Here is a 25,810-nt window from a genome sequence, read left to right as displayed (position 1 = left end):
GGGAGGGCAGCAGGTGAGCACGTCGGCGAGCAAGTTCGGAACCAGCCAGAGCGTGGCCCGCAAGGAGGACGTGCGCTTCCTGACCGGCACCGGCACGTACATCGACGATGCGGTGCCGGACGGGGCGCTGCACGCGATCTTCTTCCGCAGCCCGGTTGCGCACGGGCGGGTGGAGCGGCTCGACATCAGCGCGGCGGTCGAGGCGCCGGGCGTGGTGGCGGTGTTCACCGCCGCCGATCTCGAGGGCAAGCTCGTCAACTCGATCGACGCGGCGGTGGTGAAGAATCAGGACGGCACGAACGGCGCAAAGCCGCGTCGGCCGGTGCTGGCCGGGGAGGTGGTCCGCTTTGCCGGCGAGGCGCTGGCGGTAGTGCTGGCCGAGACGCGCGAGGCCGGGCTCGACGCGGCGGAGCTGATCGTCGCGGACTTCGACGAGCTGCCGGTGCATCTGGCGACGGCGGTCGGCGGGCCGGCGATCCACGCGGAGGCGCCGGAGAACGTCGGCTTCGACTGGGCGCACGGCAAGCGCGAGGCGACCGAGCGGGCGTTCGCCGCGGCGGCGCACACGACGCGGCTCGAGCTGGTCGACAACCGCGCGAAGGCGATGCCGATGGAGCCACGCGGCTGCTTCGCCGAATGGGACGGGTCGCGGCTGCACGTGGCGTTCTCGGGTCAGGGGGTCTGGGGGCTGAAGGGCGAGCTGGCGAGCACCATGGGGCTCGACAAGGCCGACGTGCGGGTGACGACGCCGGACGTCGGCGGCGGCTTCGGGATGAAGGCGGCGGCGTACCCGGAATATTTCGCCTGCGCCTTTGCCGCGCGTGAGCTGGGCCGGCCGGTGCGGTGGATGTCGACGCGCGGCGAGGCGATGCTGACCGACTGCGACGGGCGCGACCACGTGACGGTGGCGGAGGCCGCGTTCGACGCGGAGATGAAGCTGACGGCGCTCCGCATCGACTGCGTGGCGGGGCTCGGGGCATACAACGGGCCCTACATCCAGTTCATCCAGTCCGAACTGGCGCTGAAGGTGATGCCGGGCGTCTACGATGTGCAGACCACGTTCTTCCGGGTGCGCGGCGTCTTCACCAACACGCCGCCGATGGACGCGTACCGCGGCGCGGGGCGGCCGGAGGCGATCTATGTGATCGAGCGGCTGATGGACGTCTCCGCCCGGCAGCTCGGCGTCGATCCGGTGGAGCTGCGGCGCAAGAGCTTCATCCCGCCGGAGGCGTTTCCGTACAGGACGGCGTCGGGAGAGCTTTACGACACCGGCGACTTCGACCGGGTGCTCGACCGGGCGATCGCCGAGGCCGACGTCGCGGGCTTTGCCGCGCGCAAGGCCGAGAGCGCGGCGGCCGGCAAGCTGCGGGGGCTGGGGCTCAGCTACTACATCGAGTCGATTCTCGGCGCGCAGAACGAGACGACGACGATTGCGTTCGCGGACGACGGCATGGTCGAGCTGCTGGTCGGCACCCAGTCGAACGGCCAGGGGCACGAGACGGCCTTCGCGCAGATCCTCTCGGAGCGCAGCGGCATTCCGTTCGAGCGGATCCGCTTCGTCCAGGGCGACAGCGACCGGATCGCCTCCGGCGGCGGCACCGGCGGCTCGCGCTCGGTGACGATGCAGGGCAATTCGATCAACCACGCCAGCGACGTGATGATCGAGCGCTTCCGCCCGCTGGCCGAGGAGGAACTCGAGGTCGCGGGCGTCGATCTCGTGTTCGAGGACGGCGCCTTCCGGGTCGCCGGCACCGACCGGGCGGTCGACGTGATGACCCTTTCGGGCGTGGCGCGGGCGAAGGGGCAGAGCGATCTGCTGGTCACGACGGAGGAGTTCACCGTGCCGGGCCGCTCGTACCCGAACGGGGCGCATTTCGCCGAGGTCGAGGTGGACGCCGAGACCGGCCAGGTCGAGGTGGTGAAATACACGGTGGTCGACGACTTCGGCTATCTCATCAACCCGATGCTCGCCGCCGGACAGGTGCACGGCGGCGTGGCGCAGGGCATCGGCCAGGCGTTGAGCGAGCACGTGGTCTATTCCGAGGAGGGCCAGCTGCTCTCGGGCTCGCTGATGGACTACGGGCTGCCGCGGGCGGTCGACGTGCCGATGATCCCGTTTCATGCCGAGCTGACGCCGTCGACGGCGAACGCGATCGGCATGAAGGGCTGCGGCGAGGCAGGCACGGTGGGGGCGCTCGCCGCGGTGACGAACGCGACGCTGGATGCGCTCTGGGACGAAGGCGTGCGGCACGTCGACATGCCGCTCACCCCGTCGCGGGTGTGGAGCTGGCTTCAGGCGGCGTGAGGGAGAGCGCCGGCCTCGGGGGGCATGAAGCCCCCGCTCGGCCGGCGCTTGCCGGTCGGCCGCCGTTGCGGCCTCCCTTCAGCGGAACGAGGCGCTTTCGCGCCTCGCGAGGCTTGTTTCTCCCCGCTGTTGCGGGGCCCCTTGCGTCCTGCCCGATAGGGTTTCTGCCTGTATGAATACCGAAGGCGTGCGAAACCGGCTGGCCGGATCGCGCAGAACCGAAACGGGAGGAGGAAGCAATGACGACGCTCTATTTCAGGAACGGAACGTGTGCGCTTGCGCCGCATGTGGTGCTCGAATGGATCGGGGCGCCCTACGAGGCGGTGCCGGTCGCCGCCGGCTCCGCGCTGCTGCTCGAGCTCAATCCCGCCGGCGCGGTGCCGGTGCTGAAGGAGGACGACGGCTGGATCCTGACCCAGGGTGGAGCGATCCTGCGATATCTCGCAGCGAAGCATCCGGAGGCCGGGCTCGGTGGCAGTGGCGGACTGCGGGGCGCGGCGGAGCTCGATCGCTGGTCGTCGTTCCTGACCGGCGACCTGCACCCGTCGTTCTTTCCGGTGTTCGGGCCGATGCGCTACACCACCGACCCGAGCGACGAGGGCCGTGCCAAGGTGGTCGAGGCGGCACTGGGCCTCGTCAGAAAGCGACTCAACCTTCTCGAGGCGCACATGGCCGGGCGGGAGTGGATACTGGACGCGCGCTCGGTGGTCGACGCCTATGCCCTGCCAATGCTGCGTTGGGGGCGCGCGAAGCTGCCCGAGCAGCTGGAGCGCTGGCCCGCGCTCGGGGGCCTGGTCGAACGGCTGGAGGCGGACGCCGCGGTTCGGCGCGTGCTGGCGGTCCACGCGGGCTCGGTCGAGACGCGCACGGCCTGAGCGGGGGTTTTCCTCGCCGCGGAAATTCGCCATGAGTGCGCCGCAGCGAAATTCCCCCGGAAGGCAGGAGCGGAGATGAAGCCCTATCAGGTCGTCGGCATCGGCAATGCCCTCGTGGACGTTCTCGGGCATGTCGAGGATGCCTTCCTCGCGGAGCACGGCGTCGAGAAGGGCATCATGACCCTGATCGACACCGCCCGGGCCGTCGAGCTCTACGGCCACATGGGTCCGGCGCGCGAGATCTCCGGCGGCTCGGCGGCGAACACCATCGCCGGGCTCGCGGCGCTCGGCACGACGACGGCCTACGTCGGCAAGGTCAAGGACGACCAGCTCGGCGCGATCTTCGCCCACGACCTGCGGGCGCAGGGCGCGGGCTATGCGACGCCGCTCGCGCCGGCGGACCACGCCCACGAGACCGGCCGTTGCATCGTGCTGGTGAGCCCGGATGGCGAGCGGTCGATGTCGACCTACCTCGGGGTGTCCGAGTTCCTGTCGCCGGACGACATCGACGCCGACCAGATGGGCGCGGCGGAGTGGATCTTCCTCGAAGGCTATCGCTTCGACGGACCCGAGAGCCACGCGGCGTTCGCCAAGGCGATCCGGGCGACGCGCGCGCAGGGCGGCAAGGTCGGCGTCACGCTCTCGGACCCGTTCTGCGTCGAGCGGCACCGCGAGGCGTTCCTGGCGATGATCCGGGCGGACGTCGAGCTTCTGGTCGCGAACGAGCACGAGCTGAAGTCGCTCTACCAGACCGACGATCTCGAGCACGCGATCGCCCGCGCCGCGGCGGAGGTTCCCGTCACCGCCTGCACGGTCGGCGCCGCCGGTGTGCATGTCGTGAGCCGGGGCGCCCGGGTGCATGCGCCGGCGCACGGCACGAAGGTCGTCGACGCGACCGGGGCCGGCGACCTCTTCGCCGCGGGCCTGCTGCACGGGATCGTCACCGGCCGCGACTGGCTGACCTGCGCCCGCATGGGCAACGTCGCGGCCGCGGAGGTGATCTCGCATCTCGGCGCCCGGCCGGAAGCCGATCTCAAGGCGCTGTTCGCGGCGGAGGGGCTGCTCTGAGCACTGTCGCCGAGACGCCGGAGGACCATCCGCATCCGGCGCGGCCGCAACGCAACAACCCGCGCCTCGGCATCGCGCTGATGATCCTCGTCACCGCGATCTTCGCCGGGCAGGACGCGGTGTCGCGGCATCTCGCGCAACACTACAGCGTGATGACGGTGGTGATGCTGCGCTACTGGGTGTTCGCGCTGTTCGTGGTGATGCTCGCCGCGCGGCGCCCGGGCGGCCTGCGCGCCGCGGCGCGGTCGCGGCGGCCGGGCCTGCAGATCTTCCGTTCGGTGCTGCTCGTCGCGGAAATCTGCGTGACCGTCGTCTCTTTCGTCGTGCTCGGGCTGATCGGCACCCACGCGATCTTCGCCGTCTTCCCGCTGCTCGTCGCGGCGCTCGCCGGGCCGGTGCTGGGCGAGCCGGTGGGCTGGCGCCGCAAGGCCGCGATCGCCGTCGGGCTCGTCGGCGTGCTGGTGATCCTGCGCCCCGGCTTCCATGTCTTCAGTCCGCAGGCGCTGATCCCGCTCCTCGCCGCGTTCATGTTCGCGCTCTATTCGCTGCTCACGCGCATGGTGGCGCGCTGGGACAGTGCGGAGACGAGCTTTTTCTACACCGGCGTGGCCGGGGCGGTGGCGATCACCCTGGTCGCGCCGTTCTGGTGGACGCCGATCCACGGCACGGCCGACTGGGCATTCATGGCCTCGCTCTGCGTCACGTCGATCCTCGGGCATTTCCTGCTCATCAAGGTCTACGAGGTGGCCGAGGCCGGCACGGTGCAGCCGTTCGCTTACTTCCAGCTGCTCTTCGTCACGATCCTCGCGGTGACGCTGTTCGGCGAGCGGCCGGACACCTGGACGGTCGCGGGGGCGGCGCTGATCCTCGCCGCCGGCCTTTACGCCGTCCTGCGCGAGGCGCAGGTGGCAGGCGCGCTGCGGCGGAACTGACAGATCAGAGCCACGCCGCGCCGCGCACCCCCGAGCTGTCGCCATGGACGTTCGGGACCAGCCGGGTGTTGAACCTGTCGCCGAAGACGTGGCGCTGGATCAGCGGCGGAACCGTGTCGTAGAGGCGCCGGACGTTCGACATGCCGCCGCCGAGCACGATCACGTCCGGGTCGAGGACATTGACGATGGTGGCGAGGCCGCGGCCGAGCCGGTCCTCGTAGCGCTCGAGCGTCTCGAGGGCCGCCGCCTCGCCGGATTCGGCGCGGGCGATGACCTCGGGCGCGGCGGGGCCGGTCGTCTCGGGCAGGCCGGCGCGGCGGGCATAGTCGCGGGCGAAGCTCGGGCCCGAGAGCCACGCCTCGGTGTGGCCCGGCACGCCGCAGGAACAGACCGGGCCCGGGCGTTCGTCGTCGAGCGGGGTGGGCAGCGGAATGTGGCCCCATTCGCCGCCGACCGCGTTCACCCCCTCGATCAGGCGGCCGTGCACCACGATGCCGCCGCCGACGCCCGAGCCGAGGATGACGCCGAAGACCACCTGCGCGCCCTTGCCGCCGCCATCCACCGCCTCGGAGAGCGCGAAGCAGTTCGCGTCGTTCGCCACCTTGACCGGGCGGTCGACGGCGGCCGCGAGGTCGCCTCTCAGGTCCATGCCATGCAGCCAGGTGGAATTCCCCATGCTGACGCGGCCGGTCTCGCGGTCGACCGAGCCGGGGACGCCGATGCCGACCTGCGCCACCCGGCCCCCGGCCTGCCGCTCCAGATCCTGCATCAGGCCGCGGATCGCGGCGAGGCCGCCGTGATAGTCGCCGCGCGGCGTCGGAATTCGGGCGCGGGCGCGTTCCGCGCCGTCGTCGTCGAGCAGGATCCCCTCGATCTTGGTTCCACCGTAGTCCACGCCCATGCGCATGCTCTGCGTCTCCTGCTCCCAGCGTCTCGGAGTATTGCCCGAGCGGATCCGGGCACACAACCGGCGAAGGGCGCTTCCGCGCCCGGGCGCGATGCACTAGATCGGGGGCATGTTCTGGAAGCTGCCGGCGCTCGGCAAGATCAGCAAGATCGGCATCCGGCCGCCTGCGGCCGAGCCGGGCCGTTCCGGGATCGCCATCGCGCTCATCGTCCGCGACGAGGCGCGCCATGTGGCGGAGTGGGCCGACTTTCACCACCGGGCCGGGGTGCGGCGGTTCCTCGTCTACGACAACGGCAGCCGCGACGGCACGATCGGGATCCTGCGCGAGACGCTGCCGGCGGAGGCCCTTGTGGTCGTCCCGTGGCGGCAGATCTTCAGCGACGCGCGCATGGGGCGGGAAATCCACAACCAGGTGCTGGCCTATGCACATGCCGCGTCGAATTTCGGCGGCGACCTGCGCTGGATGGCGTTCATCGACGCGGACGAATTCCTCGTGCCGAAGCGGGCCGCGTCGATCCCCGAGGCGCTGGCGCATCTCGGCGAGGCGCGCAACCTGTCGCTGCCCTGGCACATGTTCGGCCGCTCGGGCCACGTCGCGCCACCGGACGGCGGCGTGGTGCGGAACTACCTGCGCCGGGCGCGCGACCCGATGAGCGACGTGCGGGGGGTGCGGGCCTTCAAGTGCATCGTCGATCCCTGCCACCTGACCGCGCTTCGCGTGCATTCGATGGAGACCGACGGCTCCGGGCAGACCTGCAACGACCGGGGCGTCGTGGTGGCCGAGCGCGAGCGCGACCGGCCGGCCTTCTATTCTGCGGACCACCTGCAGCTCAATCACTACTACACCCGCTCTGAGTCCGAGCTGGCGGCGAAGATCGGGCGCGGCCCGAACCTTGCCGCCAAGATGGGCGAGTACGAGCGGAAGGTGCGCCGCACGGTGGCCAACATCGAGGCGGACGAAGTGGAGGACCGGGCGGCGCTCGACTATCTGGCGCGGCTCGGGGTCTAGGCGTGCGGACCGAGGTCATCGTCTCGACCTACCAGAACCCGCGGTCGCTGCAGCTCTGCCTCGCCTCGGTCGCGCGGCAGGACGTGCTGCCCGGCGGTATCGCCATCGCCGATGACGGCTCGGGCCCGGAGACCGCCGCCGTGGTCCGGGCATTCGCCGCGGCGCACCCCGAGCTGCCGGTGCGCCACGTCTGGCACGAAGACCGCGGCTTCGAGAAGAACGCGATCCTGAACCGGGCGATCGCCACGTCGGATGCGGATTTCCTGCTGTTTCTCGACGGCGACGTGCTGATCCGGCCGGATTTCGTCGCGCGGCACCTGGAGATCGCCCGGCCCGACCGCTGGTCCTCGGGCAGTCTCATCCGCCTCGATGCGGCGGCGACGGCCGAGGTGACAGAGCCGCTGGTGGTGTCCGGCGCGGTCTTCGATCCCGGCTGGCTGCGGTCGCATCGCGCCATCGACCGCTTCGGCACGTGGCTGAAGACCCGGCCGTTTCCCAGGCCGGCGCTCGCCATGTTCGATCGCCTGACGCCGGTGCAGCGGGCGTGGGGCGGGTCGAACGCCTCGGCCTTCCGGGCGGCGCTCCTCGCGGTGAACGGCTTCGACGAGTCGATGAAGTACGGCGGCGAGGACAAGGAGCTGGGCGTCAGGCTGGCGAACGCCGGCATTCGCGGACAGCATACCCGCTATCTCGCGTCGGTGCTGCACCTCGACCACGGGCGCGGCTACGTCGATCCGGCGACCGTCCGCGCGAACCGGGAGCGGGTGCGCGCGGCGCGCCGCTCCGGCGTGTCATGGACGGCGGACGGCATCGAGAAGCGCGCGCATTGACGAAATAAGTCTTTCTTTGCCGTTGCTTGACCGATTTCAGGTCTGTCGGTGCCAGTCTGCGCGGCGCAGCCTGGCCGCGGGTCCGCAGGGCTTCGCATTCGTGCCGCGGTCCGAGCGCGCCGCAACTACTGCCAAAGTGTAAGCGTCGTTGCGCTCCGCGCATAACGGCTCTGTTGCACCGCACCTAACTGGCCGTGGGGAAAGGTGCCATCTTTCCCGTGTGTTCAAAAGGAGTATCGCAGTCATGACCATCAACCGCATCGCCGCCCGCATCTCGAACGCCTTCGGTCAGGCCCGCTCGGCCAGCCGGGTGGTCGCCGCGCTCCAGACCAACCGCCAGCCGGACCCGCAGGATTTGCGTCGCCTCGGCATGGACCCGCGCGTGTTCCTGAGCATCGGCCACGGCTGAGGCTTCGAGCCCCGGCCACCGACTCCCCCCCAAGCGAAAGCAGACCGACATGCCGTTCAGCCGCATTGTTGCCCGCATCACGGATGCGCTCGGAACCGTCCGCAGCGCCAGCCATGTCGCCGCCGCCCTCGAGGCGAACGAGCGTCCCGACCCGGCGCACCTGCGCCGTCTCGGCATCGACCCGCGGGCCTTCGCCGGAGTCGGCCGGCACTGAAGCCCGGCCGACGGGTGGCGCGAGCGTCCGTCAGGCGCTCCCGAACACCTGCGTGAAGGTGCGCGCCAGCGCCACGTCCAGATCGGCCATCGTGACCGGCAGGCCGAGGTCCACGAGGCTCGTCACGCCGTGCTCCCGGATGCCGCACGGGACGATGCCCCCGAAGTGCGAGAGATCCGGCTCGACGTTGATCGAGATGCCGTGGAAGCTGACCCATCGGCGCAGACGCACGCCGATCGCGGCGATCTTGTCTTCCGCCGGACTCCCGTCCGGCTGGGGCGGGCGGTCGGGACGGACCACCCAGACTCCGACACGACCCGAGCGCCGCTCGCCCGTGACCGAGAACTCTGCGAGGGTGCGGATCACCCAGTCCTCCAGCTGGCGGACGAACACGCGCACGTCGCGACCCCGCCGGTTCAGATCCAGCATGACATAGGCGACCCGCTGGCCGGGACCGTGGTAGGTGTATTCGCCGCCGCGCCGGGCCGGGAAGACGGGAAAGCGGTCGGGGTCGAGCAGATCCTCCGGCCGCGCGGACGTACCGGCGGTATAGAGCGGCGGATGCTCGAGCAGCCAGACGAGTTCCTCCGCCCGGCCCGAGACGATTCCGTCGACCCGCGCCTCCATCGCCGCGAGTGCCTCGGGATATGGCACCAGACCTGTGGAAATCTTCCATTCCGGGACAGGTGCCGCCAGCTTTGCGACTTTGGCGACTTCGGCCATTCGATAGTCTTTCTTTGTCCGACGCGAATCACGTAAGCTTCGCTGAAAGCCTTTTTGAGCAGCCACACAGAATATTTCGAGGGGGATTCCGTTCATGTCCTGTCGCATCGCTCTTTCCGGCGCTCTCGCGAGCGCCATGGCGCTCGCCTCCGTGGCAAATCCGGCCTCGGCCGGCGACGCGGGCGCCTTCATCGGTGGCGTCGCGGCCGGCGTGCTCGGCACGCTCGCCGTCCAGCACGCGCGCGAACCGCAGCGCGTCGTCACCCAACGGACATACATCGCCCCCAGCGTGCCGAGCTATCACCGCGAGTCGAACCGGCAGGTACAGTCGGCGCTCAACTACTTCGGCTTCCCCGCCGGCGTTCCGGACGGTGTGATGGGCGCCAACAGCCGCGCGGCGATCGGCCAGTACCAGGCCTTCCTCAGCGAGCCCGCCACCGGCGTCCTCACCGACTACCAGCGCGTGTTCCTGACCAGTTCCTACGACCGGGCGATCTCCGGCGGTGCCGCCACCGGCCAGACGATCGCCGCGCAGGGCCAGGGCACCCGTGGCCTGCTCATCGCCTACCGGCAGGAGCAGATGGGCATTCCGGCGGCCCCGGTCGCCCCGCAGCAGATCGCGCCGCAGCAGATCGCGCCGGTCCCCGTGGTGCCGCATCCGGTCGTGACCGAGGCGGCGACGGCCGGCGTGACCGAGGCGTCGGCGACAATCCCGGCCACCGCCCCGCCCGCCGTCGCGACCGCCTCAAGCGCGGCGCCCGGCGCCATGCCGAGCTTCATCGCCGCGCCCGCGGCACGCTCGATGTCGGACTCGTGCGACCGTACCGCCGTCGCCACCAGCCGCAACGGCGGGCCGCAGATCTACAAGGTCGGGGCCAAGCTCGACCCGGTGCAGGCCGTCAACGAACAGTTCTGCCTCGCGCGGACCTACGCGATCGACGACGGCCAGAGCCTCGCTGCCACGGCCCAGACCTTCACCGCCGCCGAAATCCAGACGCAATGCGAGGCCTTCGCCCCCAGCATGGCGTCCTATGTCGGCAAGCTCGTCGACGAAACGCCGGAGCAGGCCACCGACGCGCTGCGCAAATTTGCGTCGGGCACCGGCATCCCGCCGGCGCAGCTGGGCGCGAACGCGCGCATCTGCCTCGGCGTCGGCTATCGCACCGACAACCCGGATGTGGCGCTCGCCTCGGCACTGGTGCTCGTCGGGCTCGGCGAAGCGGCCTATGACGAGCTCGTCGCCTACCATCTCATCAACGGCTTCGGCGTGGCGGCGCGGGGCTCGCTGGGGGTCGACTGGCTGAACGCCGCCGGCGATGCGCTGTCGAACGGCGCCACGCCGCTCGTCACCGCCGACGAGGACGGCCGGCTCGCCCTGCTGCAGACGACCGGCACGCTGCTGATGTTCGGGCAGAGCGAGGCGACGGTCATCGACGCCAAGGACACGACCCCGGGCACGCCGGGCGCCGGCACCACGGCGACGACGCCGGCCGTCATGGCCCTGCCCAAACCGGCCTCGAACTGACGCGCGGCCGCGCCGTCAAATCCTGCGCTTCGGGCCTTGTGGCGGCCCGAGGCCTTTGCTAGAAGCCCGCGCAGTGCGGTCGTGGCGGAATTGGTAGACGCGCAGCGTTGAGGTCGCTGTGGGCTAACCCCCGTGGAAGTTCGAGTCTTCTCGACCGCACCACTCTCCCCTGGAAAATTTCCCTTTCGTCGGCCCGGTCAGCGGCGGAGCTTTGCCGCGAGCGCCGCGTCCTGTGCGAGCCACCCCTGCAACCCGGCGGCCAGCGCATCGGCGGTGCCGCGGCGCCAGTCCGGCGAGGTGAGGGCCGCGAGGTCGGCGGGGCTGGAGAGAAAGCCGAGCTCCAGCAGCACCGACGGCATGTCCGGCGCGCGCAGCACCTCGAAGTTCGCGGCCTGCCGCGGTTCGGCCCAGACGGTCGCGACCGGGCGCAGCGCGTCGACAAGCGCATCGGCCAGCACGCCCGAGCGGGCATCGGTCTCGATGCGCGCGACGCCGGCGAGCACGGCCCCCACCGGATCGCCGGGATCGAGACCCGCGAGGCCGTCGGCAGCGTTCTCGACACGCGCCCGCGCCGCGGCGCCCGGGCTCGAGCCGCGATCGGCCCGCGTGAAGGCGATCGCCCCGGCGACCGCGGGTGTCGATTCAGCGTTGACGTGCAGCGACAGGAAGACATCGGCCCCCGCCTGCCGCGCCAGCGCCACCCGATCGGCGAGAGCGACGAAATCGTCGCCGTCCCGCGTCATCATCACGCGAAAGCCGCGCCCCGCCAGCGCATCGCGCAGCGCGAGGCCGAAGGCGAGCACCAGATCCTTCTCCTCGGCGCCGTCGCGGATAGCGCCTGGGTCGATGCCGCCATGGCCCGGGTCGATCGCCACCAAGACCGCCCCCGTGCCCTGCACGGCCGGAGACGGCAGGCCGCCCGAGGGCCAGACGCCGGGCGGCGCGCCGGACGCGGCGGCAAAAGCCTCCGGGCTGGTGCGCCGCAGCGTCACGCGGAGCCGCGCGCCCGGGCCATCGGGCTGCATCTCGGCGGTGACGAGCGCCTGCGGCCCGGTCAGGTCAAGCACGAGGCGCGACCAGTCCGGCCCGATCCGCCCGACCCGGATCGCAGCCTCGCCCCCGTCTCGGCGGATGTCGCGCGGATCGAAGCCGGCCCAGTCGAGTCCGGCGAAGTCGAGGACCAGTCGCGGCGGGCCATCGAGCGTGAAGACCCGGAACGGCACCGGCCGGTCGAGGGCGATCCCGACCTCGAGGCTGCGGCCGAACCAGCCCTCTCGCAGGCTCGAGCGCGCGCCATCCGCATGGGCCGGCTCGGCCGCGCGACAGGCAAGTCCGGTCACGATCGCGAAGACGGCCGCGAAGACGGCCGCGACAAATGCAGCGGCTAATGTAGCGCACACGCGCGCAGTTGCCGCGAGAAACGGCCGGTCATTCTGCCGACTGCCTACGGAAAAACCATTTGTCATTCTGCCGCGTGCGTGCATAAGGTGGCCGGCGGTCCGGTTGCATGCGCTTCCGTCCGCTCACGTATTCGTCGCACGCTCGCGGCATTGCAAGACCGCTGACGTCGTCTTGGATGATCCCGGCACACCTGCGACAGCCATCCCCGGACCGCAAGGTCCGCCACGTATGGGCACGGGACGTGCGATCCGCCCCGCGCCGGAGACGATCCGCTGTGAAGCGCGCAGGAACCGCATCGGTCCAGACCCCCTCCCCTGAACAGGGTGGTCTGGCATCGCTTCCGCGCACCACGGCACAACCCCCTGGAATGCACGCCGCCCTGCGCCTCCGCGCGCCGGCGGTCGTGTGCGTTCACGAAAGAAGCCATGACAAAGAAAATGTTGATCGACGCCACCCATGCGGAAGAGACCCGCGTGGTGGTGGTGGACGGAAACAAGGTCGAGGACTTCGACTTTGAGTCACTGAACAAGCGGCAGCTCGCCGGCAACATCTATCTCGCGAAGGTCACGCGCGTCGAGCCGTCGCTTCAGGCGGCGTTTGTCGACTATGGCGGCAATCGCCACGGTTTCCTCGCGTTCTCGGAAATCCACCCCGACTATTACCAGATCCCGAAGGCCGACCGCGAGGCGCTGCTGCGCGAGGAGGCCGAGTTCGCCCGTCAGGCCGACGAGGAGGTCACGCGCGAAAAGGCCAAGCCGCGCGGGCGCTCGCGCAGCCGCAAGCGCCCGGCACCGGCCGGCGCGACCGTCGAGGATGCAGTGATCGCCTCCGAGGAGGTGGTGACGCAGGTCGATGGCGCCGCGGAGTTCGCCGATATGCCGCCGCCGTCGGCCGCCGCGGGCGACATCGACATCCAGGTGCCCGACGAGCCGGAGCGCCCATCGGACGAACTCGCCCCGCCGCCGGTGATGGACGCCATGGCCGAGGCCGCGGCGATCGACCCGGCGGCCGCCGATCCGCACCTCGAGACCGACACCGCGACTGCGGCTCCGGCCGACGCGCTGGTCGAGGAGGACGAAGAGGATCTCGGTGCGGCGTCGCACGACCATGACCACGACGGCCACGACCATGGCGGCCACGACCACGCCGATGCGCCCGAGGGCTACGAGTCCGTCGGCGGCGACGATGTGCAGGAAGAGCGGACCGCTCCGCGCCGGTCGAAGCTGCGCCGCTACAAGATTCAGGAGGTCATCAAGGTCCGGCAGATCCTGCTGGTCCAGGTGGTGAAGGAGGAGCGCGGCAACAAGGGCGCGGCGCTGACCACCTATCTGTCGCTGGCCGGCCGCTACTGCGTGCTGATGCCGAACACGGCACGGGGCGGCGGCATCAGCCGCAAGATCACCAACGCTGCCGACCGCAAGAAGCTGAAGGAGATCTCGTCGTCGATCACCGTGCCCGAAGGCGCGGGGCTCATCATCCGCACCGCGGGGGCGAGCCGGACCAAGACCGAGATCAAGCGGGACTACGAGTACCTGCTGCGCCAGTGGGAGCAGATCCGCGACCTGACGCTGAAGTCGATCGCGCCCGCGCCGATCTACGAGGAAGGCAGCCTCATCAAACGGGCGATCCGCGATCTCTACAGTCGCGAGATGGACGAAATCCTGGTCGACGGCGAGCGCGGCTATCGCGAGGCCAAGGACTACATGAAGATGCTCATGCCTTCGCATGCGAAGAACGTGAGGCATTACGGCGATCCGCTGCCGCTGTTCTCCCGGTTCCAGGTCGAGAGCTATCTCTCGGCGATGTTCAACCCGGTGGTGCAGCTCAAGAGCGGCGGCTACATCGTCATCGACGTGACCGAGGCGCTGGTCGCGATCGACGTGAACTCCGGCCGCGCGACCCGCGAGGCCTCGATCGAGGACACCGCGCTCAAGACCAACCTCGAGGCGGCGGAAGAGGCGGCGCGGCAGATGCGGCTGCGCGACCTCGCGGGGCTCATCGTCATCGACTTCATCGACATGGAAGACCGGCGCAACAACGCCGCGGTCGAGAAGCGTCTGAAGGAAAAGCTGAAGAGCGACCGGGCGCGCATCCAGGTCGGCCGGATCAGTGCGTTCGGCCTGCTGGAGATGAGCCGGCAGCGGCTCCGCCCCGGCATGATCGAGGCGACCACCAAGGGCTGTCCGCACTGCCACGGCACGGGCAGGGTGCGTTCCGACGACTCGATGGCGCTCGCGATGCTGCGCGAGATCGAGGAAGAGGGCGTGAAGCAGCGCTCGAAGGAGGTGCTGATCGTCGCCCCCGTCGAGATCGCCAACTATCTGCTGAACCAGAAGCGCGAGCACATCGCGATGATCGAGGGCCGGTTCGGCCTGTCGGTGCGGGTCGAGGGCGATCCGTCGCTGATCTCGCCGGACTACCGGGTCGAGCGGTTCAAGACCGCCTCGCGGATCGTGCCGGCGGCGAGCGCGCTGCTGCCGGTCGTGGCATACCCGGACGAGGTGGAGGAAGAGGAAGAGATCGCCGAGGCCGTCGCGACGCCGGAGGCGGCAGAGGCCCCGGGTGGCGAGAAGTCGAACGGCAAGCGCAAGCGGCGCCGTCGGCGGCGTGGCGGCAAGGGCAACGGCGAGAACGGCCACGAGGCGCAGGACGCCGCCGGTGACGACGAGGCCGAGGGCGACGACGCCGACGGCGCGGTGGCCGAGGACACCCCCGAGGTCGGGGATGCGCCGGAGTCGGCCGCGGAGGTCGTGCCGGTGAGCGTGGAGCCGGAGGCCGAGGCCGCGCCGCGCCGCCGCTCGCGCAGTCGCTCGCGCAGCCGCACGGCCGACGAGCCGGCGGCCGAGGCAGCCCCCGTTGCCGCCGCCGAGACCGCCCCGGTTGCCGCGGTTGCACCCGCAGTCGCACCGGCCTCGCCTTTCGACGAGGTGATCGAGTTGGGTGACGAGGCCGTGTCGCAGATCGTCGACGTGCCGGAGGCCAACGCCCCGCAGCGCAAGCCGCGGGAGCGGGTGCGCAAGCCCGCGACCACGGTGCTGGCCGACGTGCCCACCGGAGCCGTCGCGGCGGTGGCGCCGGCCTTTGCGCCGACGCAGGCGTCCGATGTCGCCGAAGCCGAGCGCGAGCCGGAGACGGAAGCGTCGGATGCGATCGCGGAGCAGGCGGCGGTGACGCCCGAGGCTGCCCCGGAGTTCGCTCCGGAACCCACCCCCGAATCCGCGGCATCGCCCGAGCCCGAGATGGCTTCGGCATCCGAGGGTTCGGTCGAGGCCGCGATGGAAACGGTGGCCGAAACGGCGGTCGAGGACGACAAGCCTCAGGAGCCGAAGCGCCGCGGCTGGTGGTCGCGGGCGATCAGCGGCTCGTGAACGTCTTCGCGTGGGCCGGCGACGCACTGGCCCACGCCTCCAGCCGGCGCAGCCCCTCGGCCACGTCGGCTGTCGATCCGGCGTAGGAAAAGCGCAGCGTGCGCGCGCCGCGGCCCGGGTCGAAGTCGAGGCCCGGGGTCACGGCGACACCCGCCTCGCGCAGGATGCGCGCGCAAAGCGCGCGGCTGTCGTCGGTCAGCTCGCCCACGTCCGCATAGATGTAGAAGGCGCCGTCGGGCGGCGCGATCCGGGTAAACCCGGCCTTCGGCAGGCCGTCGAGCAGCAGCGCGCGGTTGGCGGCATAGACCGCCATGTTGGCGTCAAGCTCGTCGCCGGCATCGAGCGCGGCCAGCGCCGCGACCTGGCTGGCGTGCGGCGCGCAGATGAACATGTTCTGCACCAGCCGCTCCACTCGCCGGACGTGCGCCTCGGGAACCACCATCCAGCCGATGCGCCAGCCGGTCATGGAGAAATACTTGGAGAACGAGTTGATGACATAGACGTCGTCCGAGATCTCCAGCGCCGTCACGGCGCGCCCGGCGTACTGGATGCCGTGGTAGATCTCGTCCGACACGAACCCGAGGCCGAGGTCCGCGGCCCGGTGGATCAGCGCCGCGAGATCGGCGGTGCCGAGCATGGTCCCGGTCGGGTTTGCCGGGCTCGCCACCAGCGCGCCGGCGAGATCCGGCGTCAGATCCTCCGGGCGCGGCTGGTAGCGGCTGTCCGGCCCGGTCGGAATGCCGACCGGCACGAGGTCGAGCGCCGAGAGGATGTTGCGATAGCTCGGATATCCCGGCTCGCCGATCGCCACCCGCTCGCCGCGGTCGAAGAGCGCGGTGAAGGCGAGGATGAACGCCGACGACGACCCCGCCGTGACCACGACCCGGTTCGGGTCGAGATCGACGCCGTACCACTCGCCGTAGAGCCGGGCGATCCGCGCGCGCAGCGCCGGCAGGCCGAGCGCCACCGTATAGCCGAGCGCGCTTGCCTCCATCGCGCGGGCCAGCGCCTCCCGGGCGAGGCGCGGGGCCGGCGTGCCGGGCTGCCCCACCTCCATGTGGATGACCGAGCGTCCGGCCACCTCCTCGGCGCGCGCGGCCTCCATGACGTCCATAACAATGAAGGGATCTACTTCGCCGCGGCTTGAAGTACGCACCAATCCTCTCCTAGCTTGCCCGGGCCCATGAGCCACGAAACCCGCCCCCGTGCAACCGACGCCCTCCGCCGCAGGATCGTCGGCGGGCTTGTCGCCAGCGGGCTCGCCGTGGCGCTCGCGATCTGCCAGGCGTGGCCCGCGGCGGCGCAGAGCCTGATCCGCGACGCCGAGATCGAGCGCACGTTGCAGCGGCTGGCCTATCCGCTGTTCCGTGCCGCGGCGGTCAGCCCGTCGAGCGTGCGGATCTTCATCGTGAACGACCCGGAGCCCAACGCCTTTGTCGCGGGCGGCTCGAACATTTTCATCAACACCGGCCTCCTGACCGAGCTTGGCTCGATGGACGAGGTGCAGGCCGTCATTGCGCACGAACTCGGCCACCTGACCGGCGGCCATCAGATCACCCGCGACGAGGCGATGGCGGGCGCCAAGGTCTTCGGCGTGCTCGGGATGATCGGCGCGGCGGCCGCAACGGTGGCCGGCAGCCCGCAGGCCGGCCTCGCCATCGCCGCCGGGTCTTCGCAGGCGGCGATGCGCAACGTCCTCGCCCACACCCGTGCGGAGGAGGCGGCGGCCGACCAGTCCGGGCTGCGCTACCTCTCCGCCGCGGGGGCCGAGCCCGACGCGATGCTGCGGGTCCTCGACCACTTCCGCGGACAGGATGCGATGCTCGGCGGCTACAACGTCGACGCCTATGCCCAGAGCCATCCGCTCTGGAGCGAGCGCATCTCGCTGATCGAGGACCGGGTGGCGAAGCTGCCGAAGGGCAGCCCGCCGTCGCCGGAGGACGACTACTGGTATCGCCGCATGGTCGCGAAGCTCGACGCCTTCCTGAACAGCCCGGCGACGACGCTGCGGACCTATCCCGAGAGCGACACGAGCGAGCCCGCGCGGCTTGCCCGCGCCGTCGCCTGGCACCGCCGGCCGGACCCGGCGAAGGCGGCGGCCGCGATCGACGGCCTGATCGCGATCCGCCCGGACGATCCGTGGTACAACGAGCTCAAGGGACAGTTCCTGCTCGAGACCGGCAAGGCCGTGCCGGCGGCCGCGGCCTATCGACGCGCCGCGGAGCTGGCCCCGGACGAGCCGCTGGTGCTCGCGGGCCTCGGCCGGGCGCTCCTGAACGAGGACCGCGACGACGCCACCGCCGAGGCGCGCGACGTGCTGGCCCGGGCGCAGACGCTCGACAAGGCGGGCGACCCGGGGATGCTGCGGGATCTGGCGCTGGCCGAGGCGCGGCTCGGCCACGACGGCGCAGCGGCGCTGGCGACGGCCGAGCGGTTCGCGCTGACGGGCGAGTGGCGCGATGCGGCGCGCAATGCCCAGCGCGCCGCGGACCTGTTACCCTACGCCTCGCCGGGCTGGCAGCGGGCGCAGGATCTCGTTACCATCTCCACCCGCGCGCTGAAGAGTTCGAGAAAGCCATGATCCGCCGTCTTGCCCGAGTAGCCGTCGCCACCCTCGCCCTCGCTGCCGCCAGCGCCACTGTCGCACAGGAGGCGGCGCCGGGCGCCGCGGCTGCACAGAATGCGGTGCCGGGCGCCGCGGCCGCGCCGCAGCTCTCGTCGCCGTTCAGCAGCGACCAGATCGACGCGCTGCACGCCGAGATCCGCAGCTACCTGCTCGCGAATCCCGAGATCGTGATGGAGATGGTCAAGATCCTCGACCAGAAGCAGAAGGCCGCCGCCGCGACGGACGACAAGTCGCTGGTCGCAGCCAACGCGCCGGCGATCTTCGACGACGGGTTTTCCTGGGTCGGCGGCAACCCGGACGGCAGGCTCACCATCGTGGAGTTCCTCGACTACCAGTGCGGCTACTGCCGCAAGGCACAGCCGGAGATCACCGCGCTGCTCGAGAAGAACGACAACGTGCGCCTGATCGTGAAGGAAATGCCGATCCTCGGGCCCGGGTCGGATCTGGCGGCGCGCGCCGCGGTGGCGACGATGGTGTCCGAGGGGCCGGAAGCCTATGGCCGGCTGCATCAGGAGCTGATGTCGAGCAAGGGCCAGATCACTGATGCGAGCCTCGATCGCGCCTTCGCGAAGGCGGGCGTCGACGGCGCGAAGGCCCGCGCCGCGATGGACGATCCCGAGGTGACGCGGCGGATCGACGCGACCCACGCGCTGGCCGAGACGCTGGGCATTTCCGGCACGCCGACCTTCGTCTTGGCCGATACCATGGTCCGTGGCTATATCCCGCTCGCCCAGATCGAGGGGATGCTGGAGCAGGCCCGGGCCGTCGAATAAGCCGGCGTCGTACCCGACGCTGGCAAATAACCAATTGTTTCAGAGTGCTGCAAGCCTTTGCCGGTCGGCCGAGGCTGCAAGCTTTCCGCTTTCAACCGTCGTTGCTCCCGCCTATACAGGAGCACCCTGCGAGGCAGGGACAGGCGGCGGAGTCCGCGAAGAGGCAACAGGGCGCATCCATGAGCAAGAGACCCCAGGAGCAGGACGTCGAGTTCATCAAGGCCCTGGCGGAATTGCTGCGCGACAACGATCTGACCGAGATCGAGGTCAATCGCGAATTCGGCGACGACGACAGCATGACGGTGCGCGTCGCCCGCCAGATCCCGGCCCCCGCTCCGGCGCCGGTCGCCTACCCGGTCGCGGCGCCGGCTCCGGCCGTAGCTGCGCCCGCCGCCTCGGCCGCGACCTCGGCGCCGCCGGCCGCGCCCGATCCGGCCGATGATCCCGGCGTCGTGCCCTCGCCGATGGTGGGGACGGCCTATCTTCAGGCCGAGCCCGGCGCACCGTCGTTCGTCAAGGTTGGCGACCAAGTGGCCGAGGGCCAGACGATCCTCATCATCGAGGCGATGAAGACAATGAACCAGATCGCGGCGCCCCGCTCCGGCCGGGTGAAGCGCATCCTCATCACCGATGGCCAGCCGGTCGAGTTCGGCGCGCCGCTGATGATCCTCGAATAACCCCCCCGCGCGGAGCTGGCGCCCATGTTCAGCAAGATCCTGATCGCCAACCGCGGCGAGATCGCGCTCCGCGTCGTGCGCGCCTGCAAGGAAATGGGGATCCAGACGGTGGCGATCCATTCGACCGCCGACTCGGATGCCATGCACGTGCGGATGGCCGACGAAAGCGTCTGCGTCGGGCCGCCGCCGGCCGGCCAGAGCTATCTCGCCATGCCGAACCTGATCGCCGCGTGCGAGATCACCGGCGCCGAGGCGATCCATCCCGGCTACGGCTTTCTCTCCGAGAACGCCACCTTCGTGCAGATCGTCGAGGACCACGGCCTGACGTTCATCGGCCCGACGGCCGAGCACATCCGGCTGATGGGCGACAAGATCACCGCCAAGGAAACGATGAAGGGCCTTGGCGTGCCCTGCGTGCCCGGCTCGGACGGCGGCGTGCCGACGCTGGAGGACGCGCGCAAGGTCGCGGGCCAGATCGGCTATCCGGTGATCGTCAAGGCGACGGCCGGCGGCGGCGGGCGCGGCATGAAGGTCGCGAAGTCCGAGGCCGAGATCGAGACCGCATTCCAGACCGCCCGTTCCGAGGCCAAGGCCGCGTTCGGCAACGACGAGGTCTATATCGAGAAATACCTGACCACGCCGCGGCACATCGAGATTCAGGTGTTCGGCGACGGCAAGGGCGGGGCGGTGCATCTCGGCGAGCGCGACTGCTCGCTGCAGCGGCGGCACCAGAAGGTGATGGAAGAGGCGCCCTCGCCGGTGATCGACGCGGCCACGCGCGCGAAGATCGGCAAGGTCTGCGCCGATGCGGTGGCGAAAATCGGCTATTCCGGCGCGGGGACGATCGAGTTCCTGTTCGAGGACGGCGACTTCTACTTCATCGAGATGAACACCCGTCTGCAGGTCGAGCATCCGGTGACGGAGGCGATCTTCGACGTCGACCTGGTGCAGGAGCAGATCCGCGTCGCCGCCGGCCTGCCGATGTCGTTCACCCAGGACGACCTCGTGCCGAACGGGCACGCGATCGAGTGCCGGATCAACGCCGAGAAGCTGCCGGATTTCCGGCCGTCGCCGGGGAAGATCACCACCTACTACGCGCCCGGCGGGCTCGGGGTGCGGATGGACAGCGCAGTCTATGACGGCTACGTGATCCCGCCGTACTACGACAGCCTGATCGGCAAGCTGATCGTCCATGCCCGCACCCGGGATCTGGCGATCGCCCGGTTGCAGCGGGCGCTGTCGGAGCTGGTGGTCGACGGCATCGACACCACGACGCCGCTGTTCCACGCGCTGCTCGAGGAGCCGGACATCCAGCGGGGGCGCTACAGCATCCACTGGCTGGAGAAATGGCTGGCGCGGGACAAGGACGCCTGAGGGCGGCGGATTTCACGCCACCCGACACGATCCCGACGCCGGCCCGTGCGGCCCTGAACGTCCGAAGCGTGCGGCCACGACAAGCCCGGGCACTGACTCGGCCGCGCCGACAGCGGGGATCGCGGAACGCGGGGAAGCCGTCAGGGGCGGAGATTTCTGTGGGAAGAGTGCCAGTCCGTCCGTGGCGCACCCCGCAGGGACAGCCCCGGACGGATTTTTCACCCGCCAGTTCAGTCTGGCGTCATCGTCTCATGCAACGGTGAGGCCGGACGCCTTCTTCCCTCAGGCGAACCATTTCCCGTAGTCGGACACCAGGAGCCGCCACGGCGCCTCGTCCTCCTCGATCTCGGGAAAGCGGCCGACCGGCTCGGCAAAGACGTTGTCGGTCCGGTCGTTGTTGACCGTCGAGACCTCGCCCACCAGCGCATCGCCGCCCTCGGCCCAGAACGCATGCCAGACCCCGGGCAGCAGCGTCACGCTCTCGCCCGGGGCAATCCGCAGGATCGAACCCGGATCCAGCTCCTGCACCAGCCCGTCGGTCGCCACGCGGACGTCGTGGCTGCGGTCGATGCCGCCCTCCTCGTCGGAGGCGTAGAGCTTCACCGCGAGGGTGGCGCCGCCGCGGTTGATGATGTCCTCGCCCTTCACGATATGGCGATGCATCGGCGTGATCTGATCCTGGCGCACCACCATGATCTTCTCGGCGTAGCACATGCCCGCCCCGCGCCGCAGATCCTCCTCCCGCCCGTTCCTCAGGGTGAACAGGAAAAGGCCGCGCTCCTCGAAGGCGCCGGAGCCGAAGTCGGTGATGTCCCAGCCGAGGTCCGAGCCGATGATCTCGCCGATATTCGGGCGGCGCGCGCGCATGTCGTCGGGCGTCCAGGCCGCAAAAGGCGGAAGCAGGAAGTTGAACGAGCGGATGAACGCGTCACCCGCGCGCAGGATGTCGTTGATCTCAGATCGCTTCACGAGTGCCTCATGTCCAGAATGGCTTGGTGTCGGCGAGGGCGTCCCACCGCGCGAAGACCTGCGGGCGTTCGGCCGCCGACGCGCCGGCGAGAATGCCGAGGGTGAAGCCCACCGCCCGCTGCACCATCGGATCCTCCGGCGCCACGGGGTCGGTGCCGAGCTTCGCGTCGGCCATCGCCGCGTCGTTCAGGCTGCCGAAGCTGTCCTGCAGGTCCTTGAGCGCCGCGAGGAAGGCCGCCGACCGCTTGCCCGGATAGAGCGAGATCAGCATGTCGACGGTATAGCGCAGCTTTTTCAGCGACTTGCGCAGGCTGTGCAGCTCTTCGGGTTCCAGCTCGCGGATGTCCTCGCCGAGCGACTTGGCCTTGCGCCACCGCTTGCGCAGCAGCCGCGGGCCGAGCTCGCCGACCGGCTGCGCCAGCCGCGCGGTCTGGCCATAGTCGGCGCGATCGAGCCAGCCCCGGGTCTCGATGTACTCGAGCAGGTCGAGCAGGAAGCGCCCGGTCTCCGGTGCTGCGAGCACCGTGCGCACCTCGGCGCGGATCGTCTCGCGGCGGGACGCGAGCGCGGCGTCGAGCACGCGCCGGGCCTCCGGGTCGAGCCCGTGCGCCGCGGCATGTGCCACTACCTCGTCGATCAGCACGTCGGCATCGCGCAGATGGCCGACGTCGCGACCAAGCCGGGCCGCCGCCGTCTCGATCGGCTCGATTCCGGCGTCGCCCAGCTCCGGGGCGAACACCTGGAGCGCCGTCCGCAGCCGCCGCAGGCCGATGCGGAGCTGATGCGGCCCCTCGCTCGCGTCGCACTCGAGCACCACCGGCAGGTTCGCGGAAATCTGCGCGAGACAGTCCCGCAGCACGTCGCGCGCCACGATCTCGACCCCGGTGTCGGGGCCGAAGTCGAAGCTGCCGGCCTTGCGCGGGGCGGAGGCGGGGGCCGCCCCGTCGCGCAGCAGGCGATAGCCGCGCGCGGCCTTGTTGGTGGTGCCGAGGCGGAACGGCGCGCGGTCGAGCACCTGCCGCGCCACCGCGAAGATCGCACCGACGCCCCCCGCCTTCAGCTCGAACTCGGCCTCGCGGATCGGCTCCGTGCGCTCGCCGGCGCGCACCTCGCCGACATCGAGCGCCAGTTCGACCTCGCCGAGGCCGTCGATGCCGAGGCGCTGCGACGTGCGCTGCACCCGCGTCTCGAAGACCGGCACGAGCGTCGCGTCGCCGATGGCCGCGCGGACCGCGGCGAGCGCGCCGTCCGGATCGTCGCCCTCGAGCACCAGCCGGCCGCCCGGCGCGGGCCGCTCGTCCTCGGCATTGGCGAAGAACCCGCCCTCACCCGCGGCGCCCTTGCGCTTGACCGTCTGCACCCAGCGCCGGCCGATCTTGCGCAGGCGCAACGCGATCCCCGCGCTCCGCAGCCGGTCGTCGACCGTGTCCTGATAGATCGACACCAGAGTCTCGGTGCGCGGCGGCCCGAGCCGGAATGCATCGAGCCTCGGATGCGCCGACAGCGCCCGCATGCCCGCGTCATCGAGCAGGATCTTGAGTTCGCTCTCGATCATGCCGCGGCGCAGCAAGACCGTTGGTTTCGTCGGCCAGTCATGATATGGTCACCCTTGGAAGACCTTTCGCCGATCGGACCCGATGGCTCTACGGAAGTTCATCTTCAGCGTTTCGCCTGCCCGGGTCGCCCGTCTGTCCCCTGTCGTCAACGTGAACAGCCGCGTCCGCGGGACGTGGACCCGTGTCCGATCAGGAAAGGTTAAGAACTGCGTTTCATAGTCGCAAGTCGAAAGGTTCCCCGGAACCAGTGAGGTGACCATGGTCGAAGGCGTCCAAGGGAGCACTCGTGAGGGCAGCAGGGCCAGTCCCCCTGCCCCCGGAGGGAGGCACCCCGGATGAACGGCACGACCCTCGGCATCGCCTCCGACTTCGTCAAGGCCGGCATCGACAAGGCCGGCATCCCGCTCTCGACCACGCTCGAAGCGTATCTTTCCATCACCTTCGCCCGCTTCATCGGCCGTCACGTCACGGTGGACCTGCTGACCGTGCGGGTGACGCGCGCGCTCGACGGCGATGCGCCGCGCGACGTGCTGCGGGCGCTGGCCGACGAGTGCCTGATCGCCTGCGCGTTCTTCGAGCAGCGGCTCAGGCGGTCGGGCACGGTGCGGCACTACGTCGGCCTCGGGCAGATGAGTTATGACGCCGCATCGCTCACCGAGCAGGCGTATGGCTTCGTGCACATGCGCGACGTGATGGCCTCCGCGGCGGAAGGCGACCAGCCGGAGGACGCGCCGCTGCTGCTCGATCGGGCGCGGGCGGGCTCGACGACCGCGCGGGCCGAGCTGGAGCAGCAGAACGTCGTGCTCGGGCCGTGGACGCGCACCTCAGGGCTTGTCTGGCGCTGAGGCGCGGGCACCGGACAGCTGCACCGCGAGGATGCCGGCCATGATGATCGCGACGCCGACGAAGTCGCGCGGCGTGACCGGCTCGCCGAGGACGAGCGCCGCGATGGCGACGCCGAGGAACGGGTTGAGGAAGTGGAACGTTGCCGCCCGCGTCGCGCCGATGCGGCGGACCAGAACGAACCAGATCATCGTCGCCGCCACCCCGGAGACCAGCACGGAATAGGCCAGCGCCGCGATGAACCGCGGCGGCGAGCTGACCTGCCACGTCTCGAGCAGCAGGCTGGCGGGCAGCAGCGCCACCGAGCCGACCAACATCTGCAGCCCCACCACCATCCAGAGGTTGCCCCCTGCCGCGGCGCCGCGCAGCGTCAGGGTGGCGATGGCCAGTGCGGTGACGCCGATCATGCAGACCACGGTGCCGCGCAGGTCGAGACCGTGGCCGAGCCGCGCGACCATGATGACGAGCACGCCGACGAACCCCGCCGCGAGGCCGGCGAGGGCGAGGGGCCGCAGGCGCTGGCCCATGAACACCCGGCCGAGCGTGGCGACGACGAGCGGCATGGAGCTGGCGATGATCGAGGCGACCCCGGCCTCCACCGTCTGCATGGCGTAGTGGAAGAGCCCGAGGTAGAGCGCATTCTGGCAGAGGCCGAAGATCACCACCAGGCGCCATTCCTGCGCCGTCAGCCGGATGCGCTGACCGACCGCGAAGCCGATGGCGAGCGCGATGGCGCCGGAGATCAGGAAGCGGACACTGAGCACGAGGAACGGCGGCCAGTACTGTACGACGATGTGCGACGAGGTGAAGGCCGAACTCCAGATCGCCGCGAACAGCACGCCGAGCCCCAGTCCCTTCCAGTCGACCTCGGACACCTGTCTCTGCTCCCGCCCAACGAAAAGGCCGCGTACGCCGCGGCCTTTTCGATTCACCCGGATCGGCGTCAGGATCAAGCGATGATCGTCGCCCCTGACGGCCGCCGGTCAGGCGTTGATGACGTCCTTGAGCTGCTTGGCGATCGTGACCTTGGCAACCCGATCCGCCGGCTTCAGCATCTGCTCGCCGGTCGAGGGATTGCGGACGGTGCGCTCGGGCCGGGCGCGGCAGGCGAACTTGCCGAGGCCGGGCAGCGTGACGGCGCCGCCGTCGGCGACCTGCTTCGTCACGATCTCGGCCAGCGCGTCGAGGGCGCGGTTGGCGGCGGCCTTGTCGAGCGAGGCGCTCTCGGCAATGGCGGCGACCAGCTGCGTCTTCGTCATTGGCTTCTGGGTCATCCCCGATTCCTGTTGTTTGTGGTTGTGGTCGGCCCTGGCGCCGACGGGGGCGAACTTACGCACCGGCGTCCCGGAAACTCAACCGGGGATCGAAGGCCCCCCGAACGATTCATCAATAAATGCTCAATCTTAGGTTGCATTTTGCAAATTTG

Annotated in this window: 23 protein-coding genes and 1 tRNA gene; 16 read left to right on the top strand and 8 right to left on the bottom strand. The window is 70.3% G+C overall.

The window, feature by feature from the left end; all coding sequences use genetic code 11:
• Positions 1-13: 13 nt before the first annotated feature.
• The 4 genes from QM699_RS18395 (at position 14) to QM699_RS18380 (ending at position 5,180) form a co-directional block, all read left to right on the top strand.
• Positions 14-2,305, top strand: coding sequence for a xanthine dehydrogenase family protein molybdopterin-binding subunit (locus QM699_RS18395; protein WP_415012455.1), 2,292 nt, complete (start codon positions 14-16; stop codon positions 2,303-2,305).
• A 239-nt stretch (positions 2,306-2,544) separates the two neighbouring features.
• Positions 2,545-3,180: a glutathione S-transferase family protein gene (locus QM699_RS18390; RefSeq protein WP_415012454.1), complete on the top strand. Its 636-nt coding sequence runs from the start codon at positions 2,545-2,547 to the stop codon at positions 3,178-3,180.
• Positions 3,181-3,255: 75 nt separating this feature from the next.
• Positions 3,256-4,248 (top strand): adenosine kinase, encoded by a 993-nt coding sequence (locus QM699_RS18385; protein WP_415012453.1) that lies wholly within the window; start codon positions 3,256-3,258, stop codon positions 4,246-4,248.
• 80 nt (positions 4,249-4,328) lie between these two features.
• Positions 4,329-5,180 carry a DMT family transporter gene (locus QM699_RS18380; protein WP_415012452.1) on the top strand — a complete coding sequence of 284 codons (852 nt, stop codon included), beginning with the start codon at positions 4,329-4,331 and terminating at the stop codon, positions 5,178-5,180.
• Between the two features lie 4 nt (positions 5,181-5,184).
• Here the strand turns inward: QM699_RS18380 and QM699_RS18375 are convergent, their stop codons facing one another.
• Positions 5,185-6,087, bottom strand: a complete 903-nt coding sequence (locus QM699_RS18375) for an ROK family protein (protein WP_415012451.1) — start codon at positions 6,085-6,087, stop codon at positions 5,185-5,187.
• 109 nt (positions 6,088-6,196) lie between these two features.
• Between QM699_RS18375 and QM699_RS18370 the strand changes: the two genes are divergently transcribed.
• The 4 genes from QM699_RS18370 (at position 6,197) to QM699_RS18355 (ending at position 8,549) form a co-directional block, all read left to right on the top strand.
• Positions 6,197-7,096 (top strand): glycosyltransferase family 92 protein, encoded by a 900-nt coding sequence (locus tag QM699_RS18370; RefSeq protein WP_415012450.1) that lies wholly within the window; start codon positions 6,197-6,199, stop codon positions 7,094-7,096.
• Between the two features lie 2 nt (positions 7,097-7,098).
• The gene (locus tag QM699_RS18365; protein WP_415012449.1) at positions 7,099-7,926 is read left to right on the top strand and encodes a glycosyltransferase; all 828 of its coding nucleotides are present in this window, start codon (positions 7,099-7,101) and stop codon (positions 7,924-7,926) included.
• A gap of 244 nt (positions 7,927-8,170) precedes the next feature.
• Positions 8,171-8,335 carry a hypothetical protein gene (locus tag QM699_RS18360; protein WP_415012448.1) on the top strand — a complete coding sequence of 55 codons (165 nt, stop codon included), beginning with the start codon at positions 8,171-8,173 and terminating at the stop codon, positions 8,333-8,335.
• A 49-nt stretch (positions 8,336-8,384) separates the two neighbouring features.
• Complete coding sequence (locus QM699_RS18355; RefSeq protein WP_415012447.1) at positions 8,385-8,549, top strand: hypothetical protein; 165 nt, start codon at positions 8,385-8,387, stop codon at positions 8,547-8,549.
• Between the two features lie 30 nt (positions 8,550-8,579).
• Here the strand turns inward: QM699_RS18355 and lipB are convergent, their stop codons facing one another.
• On the bottom strand, positions 8,580-9,272 hold the full coding sequence (lipB, locus tag QM699_RS18350) for a lipoyl(octanoyl) transferase LipB (protein WP_415012446.1): 693 nt from the start codon (positions 9,270-9,272) through the stop codon (positions 8,580-8,582).
• 94 nt (positions 9,273-9,366) lie between these two features.
• On the opposite strand from lipB, the gene QM699_RS18345 reads away from it, so the two are divergent.
• Both QM699_RS18345 and QM699_RS18340 read left to right on the top strand, forming a co-directional pair.
• Positions 9,367-10,797, top strand: a complete 1,431-nt coding sequence (locus tag QM699_RS18345; protein WP_415012445.1) for a peptidoglycan-binding domain-containing protein — start codon at positions 9,367-9,369, stop codon at positions 10,795-10,797.
• Between the two features lie 75 nt (positions 10,798-10,872).
• A tRNA-Leu gene (locus QM699_RS18340) sits at positions 10,873-10,959 on the top strand.
• 35 nt (positions 10,960-10,994) lie between these two features.
• Here QM699_RS18340 and QM699_RS18335 read toward each other — a convergent pair.
• Positions 10,995-12,137, bottom strand: a complete 1,143-nt coding sequence (locus tag QM699_RS18335) for an N-acetylmuramoyl-L-alanine amidase (protein ID WP_415012444.1) — start codon at positions 12,135-12,137, stop codon at positions 10,995-10,997.
• A 486-nt stretch (positions 12,138-12,623) separates the two neighbouring features.
• Between QM699_RS18335 and QM699_RS18330 the strand changes: the two genes are divergently transcribed.
• Entirely contained in the window at positions 12,624-15,566 is a 2,943-nt protein-coding gene (locus QM699_RS18330) for an Rne/Rng family ribonuclease (protein WP_415012443.1), read from the top strand.
• Here the strand turns inward: QM699_RS18330 and QM699_RS18325 are convergent.
• Positions 15,553-16,722 (bottom strand): pyridoxal phosphate-dependent aminotransferase, encoded by a 1,170-nt coding sequence (locus QM699_RS18325; RefSeq protein ID WP_415012442.1) that lies wholly within the window; start codon positions 16,720-16,722, stop codon positions 15,553-15,555. The two genes, QM699_RS18330 and QM699_RS18325, sit on opposite strands and share 14 nt — an antisense overlap.
• A 27-nt stretch (positions 16,723-16,749) precedes the next feature.
• On the opposite strand from QM699_RS18325, the gene QM699_RS18320 reads away from it, so the two are divergent.
• The 4 genes from QM699_RS18320 (at position 16,750) to accC (ending at position 21,016) form a co-directional block, all read left to right on the top strand.
• Positions 16,750-18,147, top strand: coding sequence for a M48 family metalloprotease (locus QM699_RS18320; protein ID WP_415012441.1), 1,398 nt, complete (start codon positions 16,750-16,752; stop codon positions 18,145-18,147).
• Positions 18,144-18,965: a DsbA family protein gene (locus QM699_RS18315; RefSeq protein ID WP_415012440.1), complete on the top strand. Its 822-nt coding sequence runs from the start codon at positions 18,144-18,146 to the stop codon at positions 18,963-18,965. The genes QM699_RS18320 and QM699_RS18315 overlap by 4 nt, the downstream gene beginning before the upstream one ends.
• 179 nt (positions 18,966-19,144) lie before the next feature.
• Positions 19,145-19,642, top strand: coding sequence for an acetyl-CoA carboxylase biotin carboxyl carrier protein (accB, locus tag QM699_RS18310; RefSeq protein WP_415012439.1), 498 nt, complete (start codon positions 19,145-19,147; stop codon positions 19,640-19,642).
• A 24-nt stretch (positions 19,643-19,666) separates the two neighbouring features.
• Entirely contained in the window at positions 19,667-21,016 is a 1,350-nt protein-coding gene (gene accC / locus QM699_RS18305) for an acetyl-CoA carboxylase biotin carboxylase subunit (RefSeq protein WP_415012438.1), read from the top strand.
• 282 nt (positions 21,017-21,298) lie between these two features.
• Here the strand turns inward: accC and QM699_RS18300 are convergent, their stop codons facing one another.
• Together QM699_RS18300 and QM699_RS18295 are read right to left on the bottom strand one after the other, a co-directional pair.
• Entirely contained in the window at positions 21,299-21,985 is a 687-nt protein-coding gene (locus QM699_RS18300; RefSeq protein ID WP_415012437.1) for a D-lyxose/D-mannose family sugar isomerase, read from the bottom strand.
• A gap of 7 nt (positions 21,986-21,992) precedes the next feature.
• A complete protein-coding gene (locus QM699_RS18295; protein ID WP_415012436.1) occupies positions 21,993-23,555 on the bottom strand; it encodes a CHAD domain-containing protein in 1,563 nt (520 codons plus the stop codon).
• Positions 23,556-23,876: 321 nt separating this feature from the next.
• Between QM699_RS18295 and QM699_RS18290 the strand changes: the two genes are divergently transcribed.
• On the top strand, positions 23,877-24,386 hold the full coding sequence (locus tag QM699_RS18290; RefSeq protein WP_415012435.1) for a hypothetical protein: 510 nt from the start codon (positions 23,877-23,879) through the stop codon (positions 24,384-24,386).
• On the opposite strand, the gene QM699_RS18285 is transcribed toward QM699_RS18290, so the two are convergent.
• Together QM699_RS18285 and QM699_RS18280 are read right to left on the bottom strand one after the other, a co-directional pair.
• Entirely contained in the window at positions 24,366-25,259 is an 894-nt protein-coding gene (locus QM699_RS18285; RefSeq protein WP_415012434.1) for a DMT family transporter, read from the bottom strand. The genes QM699_RS18290 and QM699_RS18285 overlap by 21 nt on opposite strands.
• A 108-nt stretch (positions 25,260-25,367) precedes the next feature.
• Entirely contained in the window at positions 25,368-25,658 is a 291-nt protein-coding gene (locus tag QM699_RS18280) for an HU family DNA-binding protein (protein WP_415012433.1), read from the bottom strand.
• Positions 25,659-25,810: the final 152 nt, after the last annotated feature.

The organism is Amaricoccus sp. (assembly GCF_047602525.1).
Lineage (GTDB): Bacteria > Pseudomonadota > Alphaproteobacteria > Rhodobacterales > Rhodobacteraceae > Amaricoccus.
The sequence above is the reverse complement of the archived record's forward strand: the minus strand, read 5'-3'. Positions and strand labels throughout refer to the sequence as shown.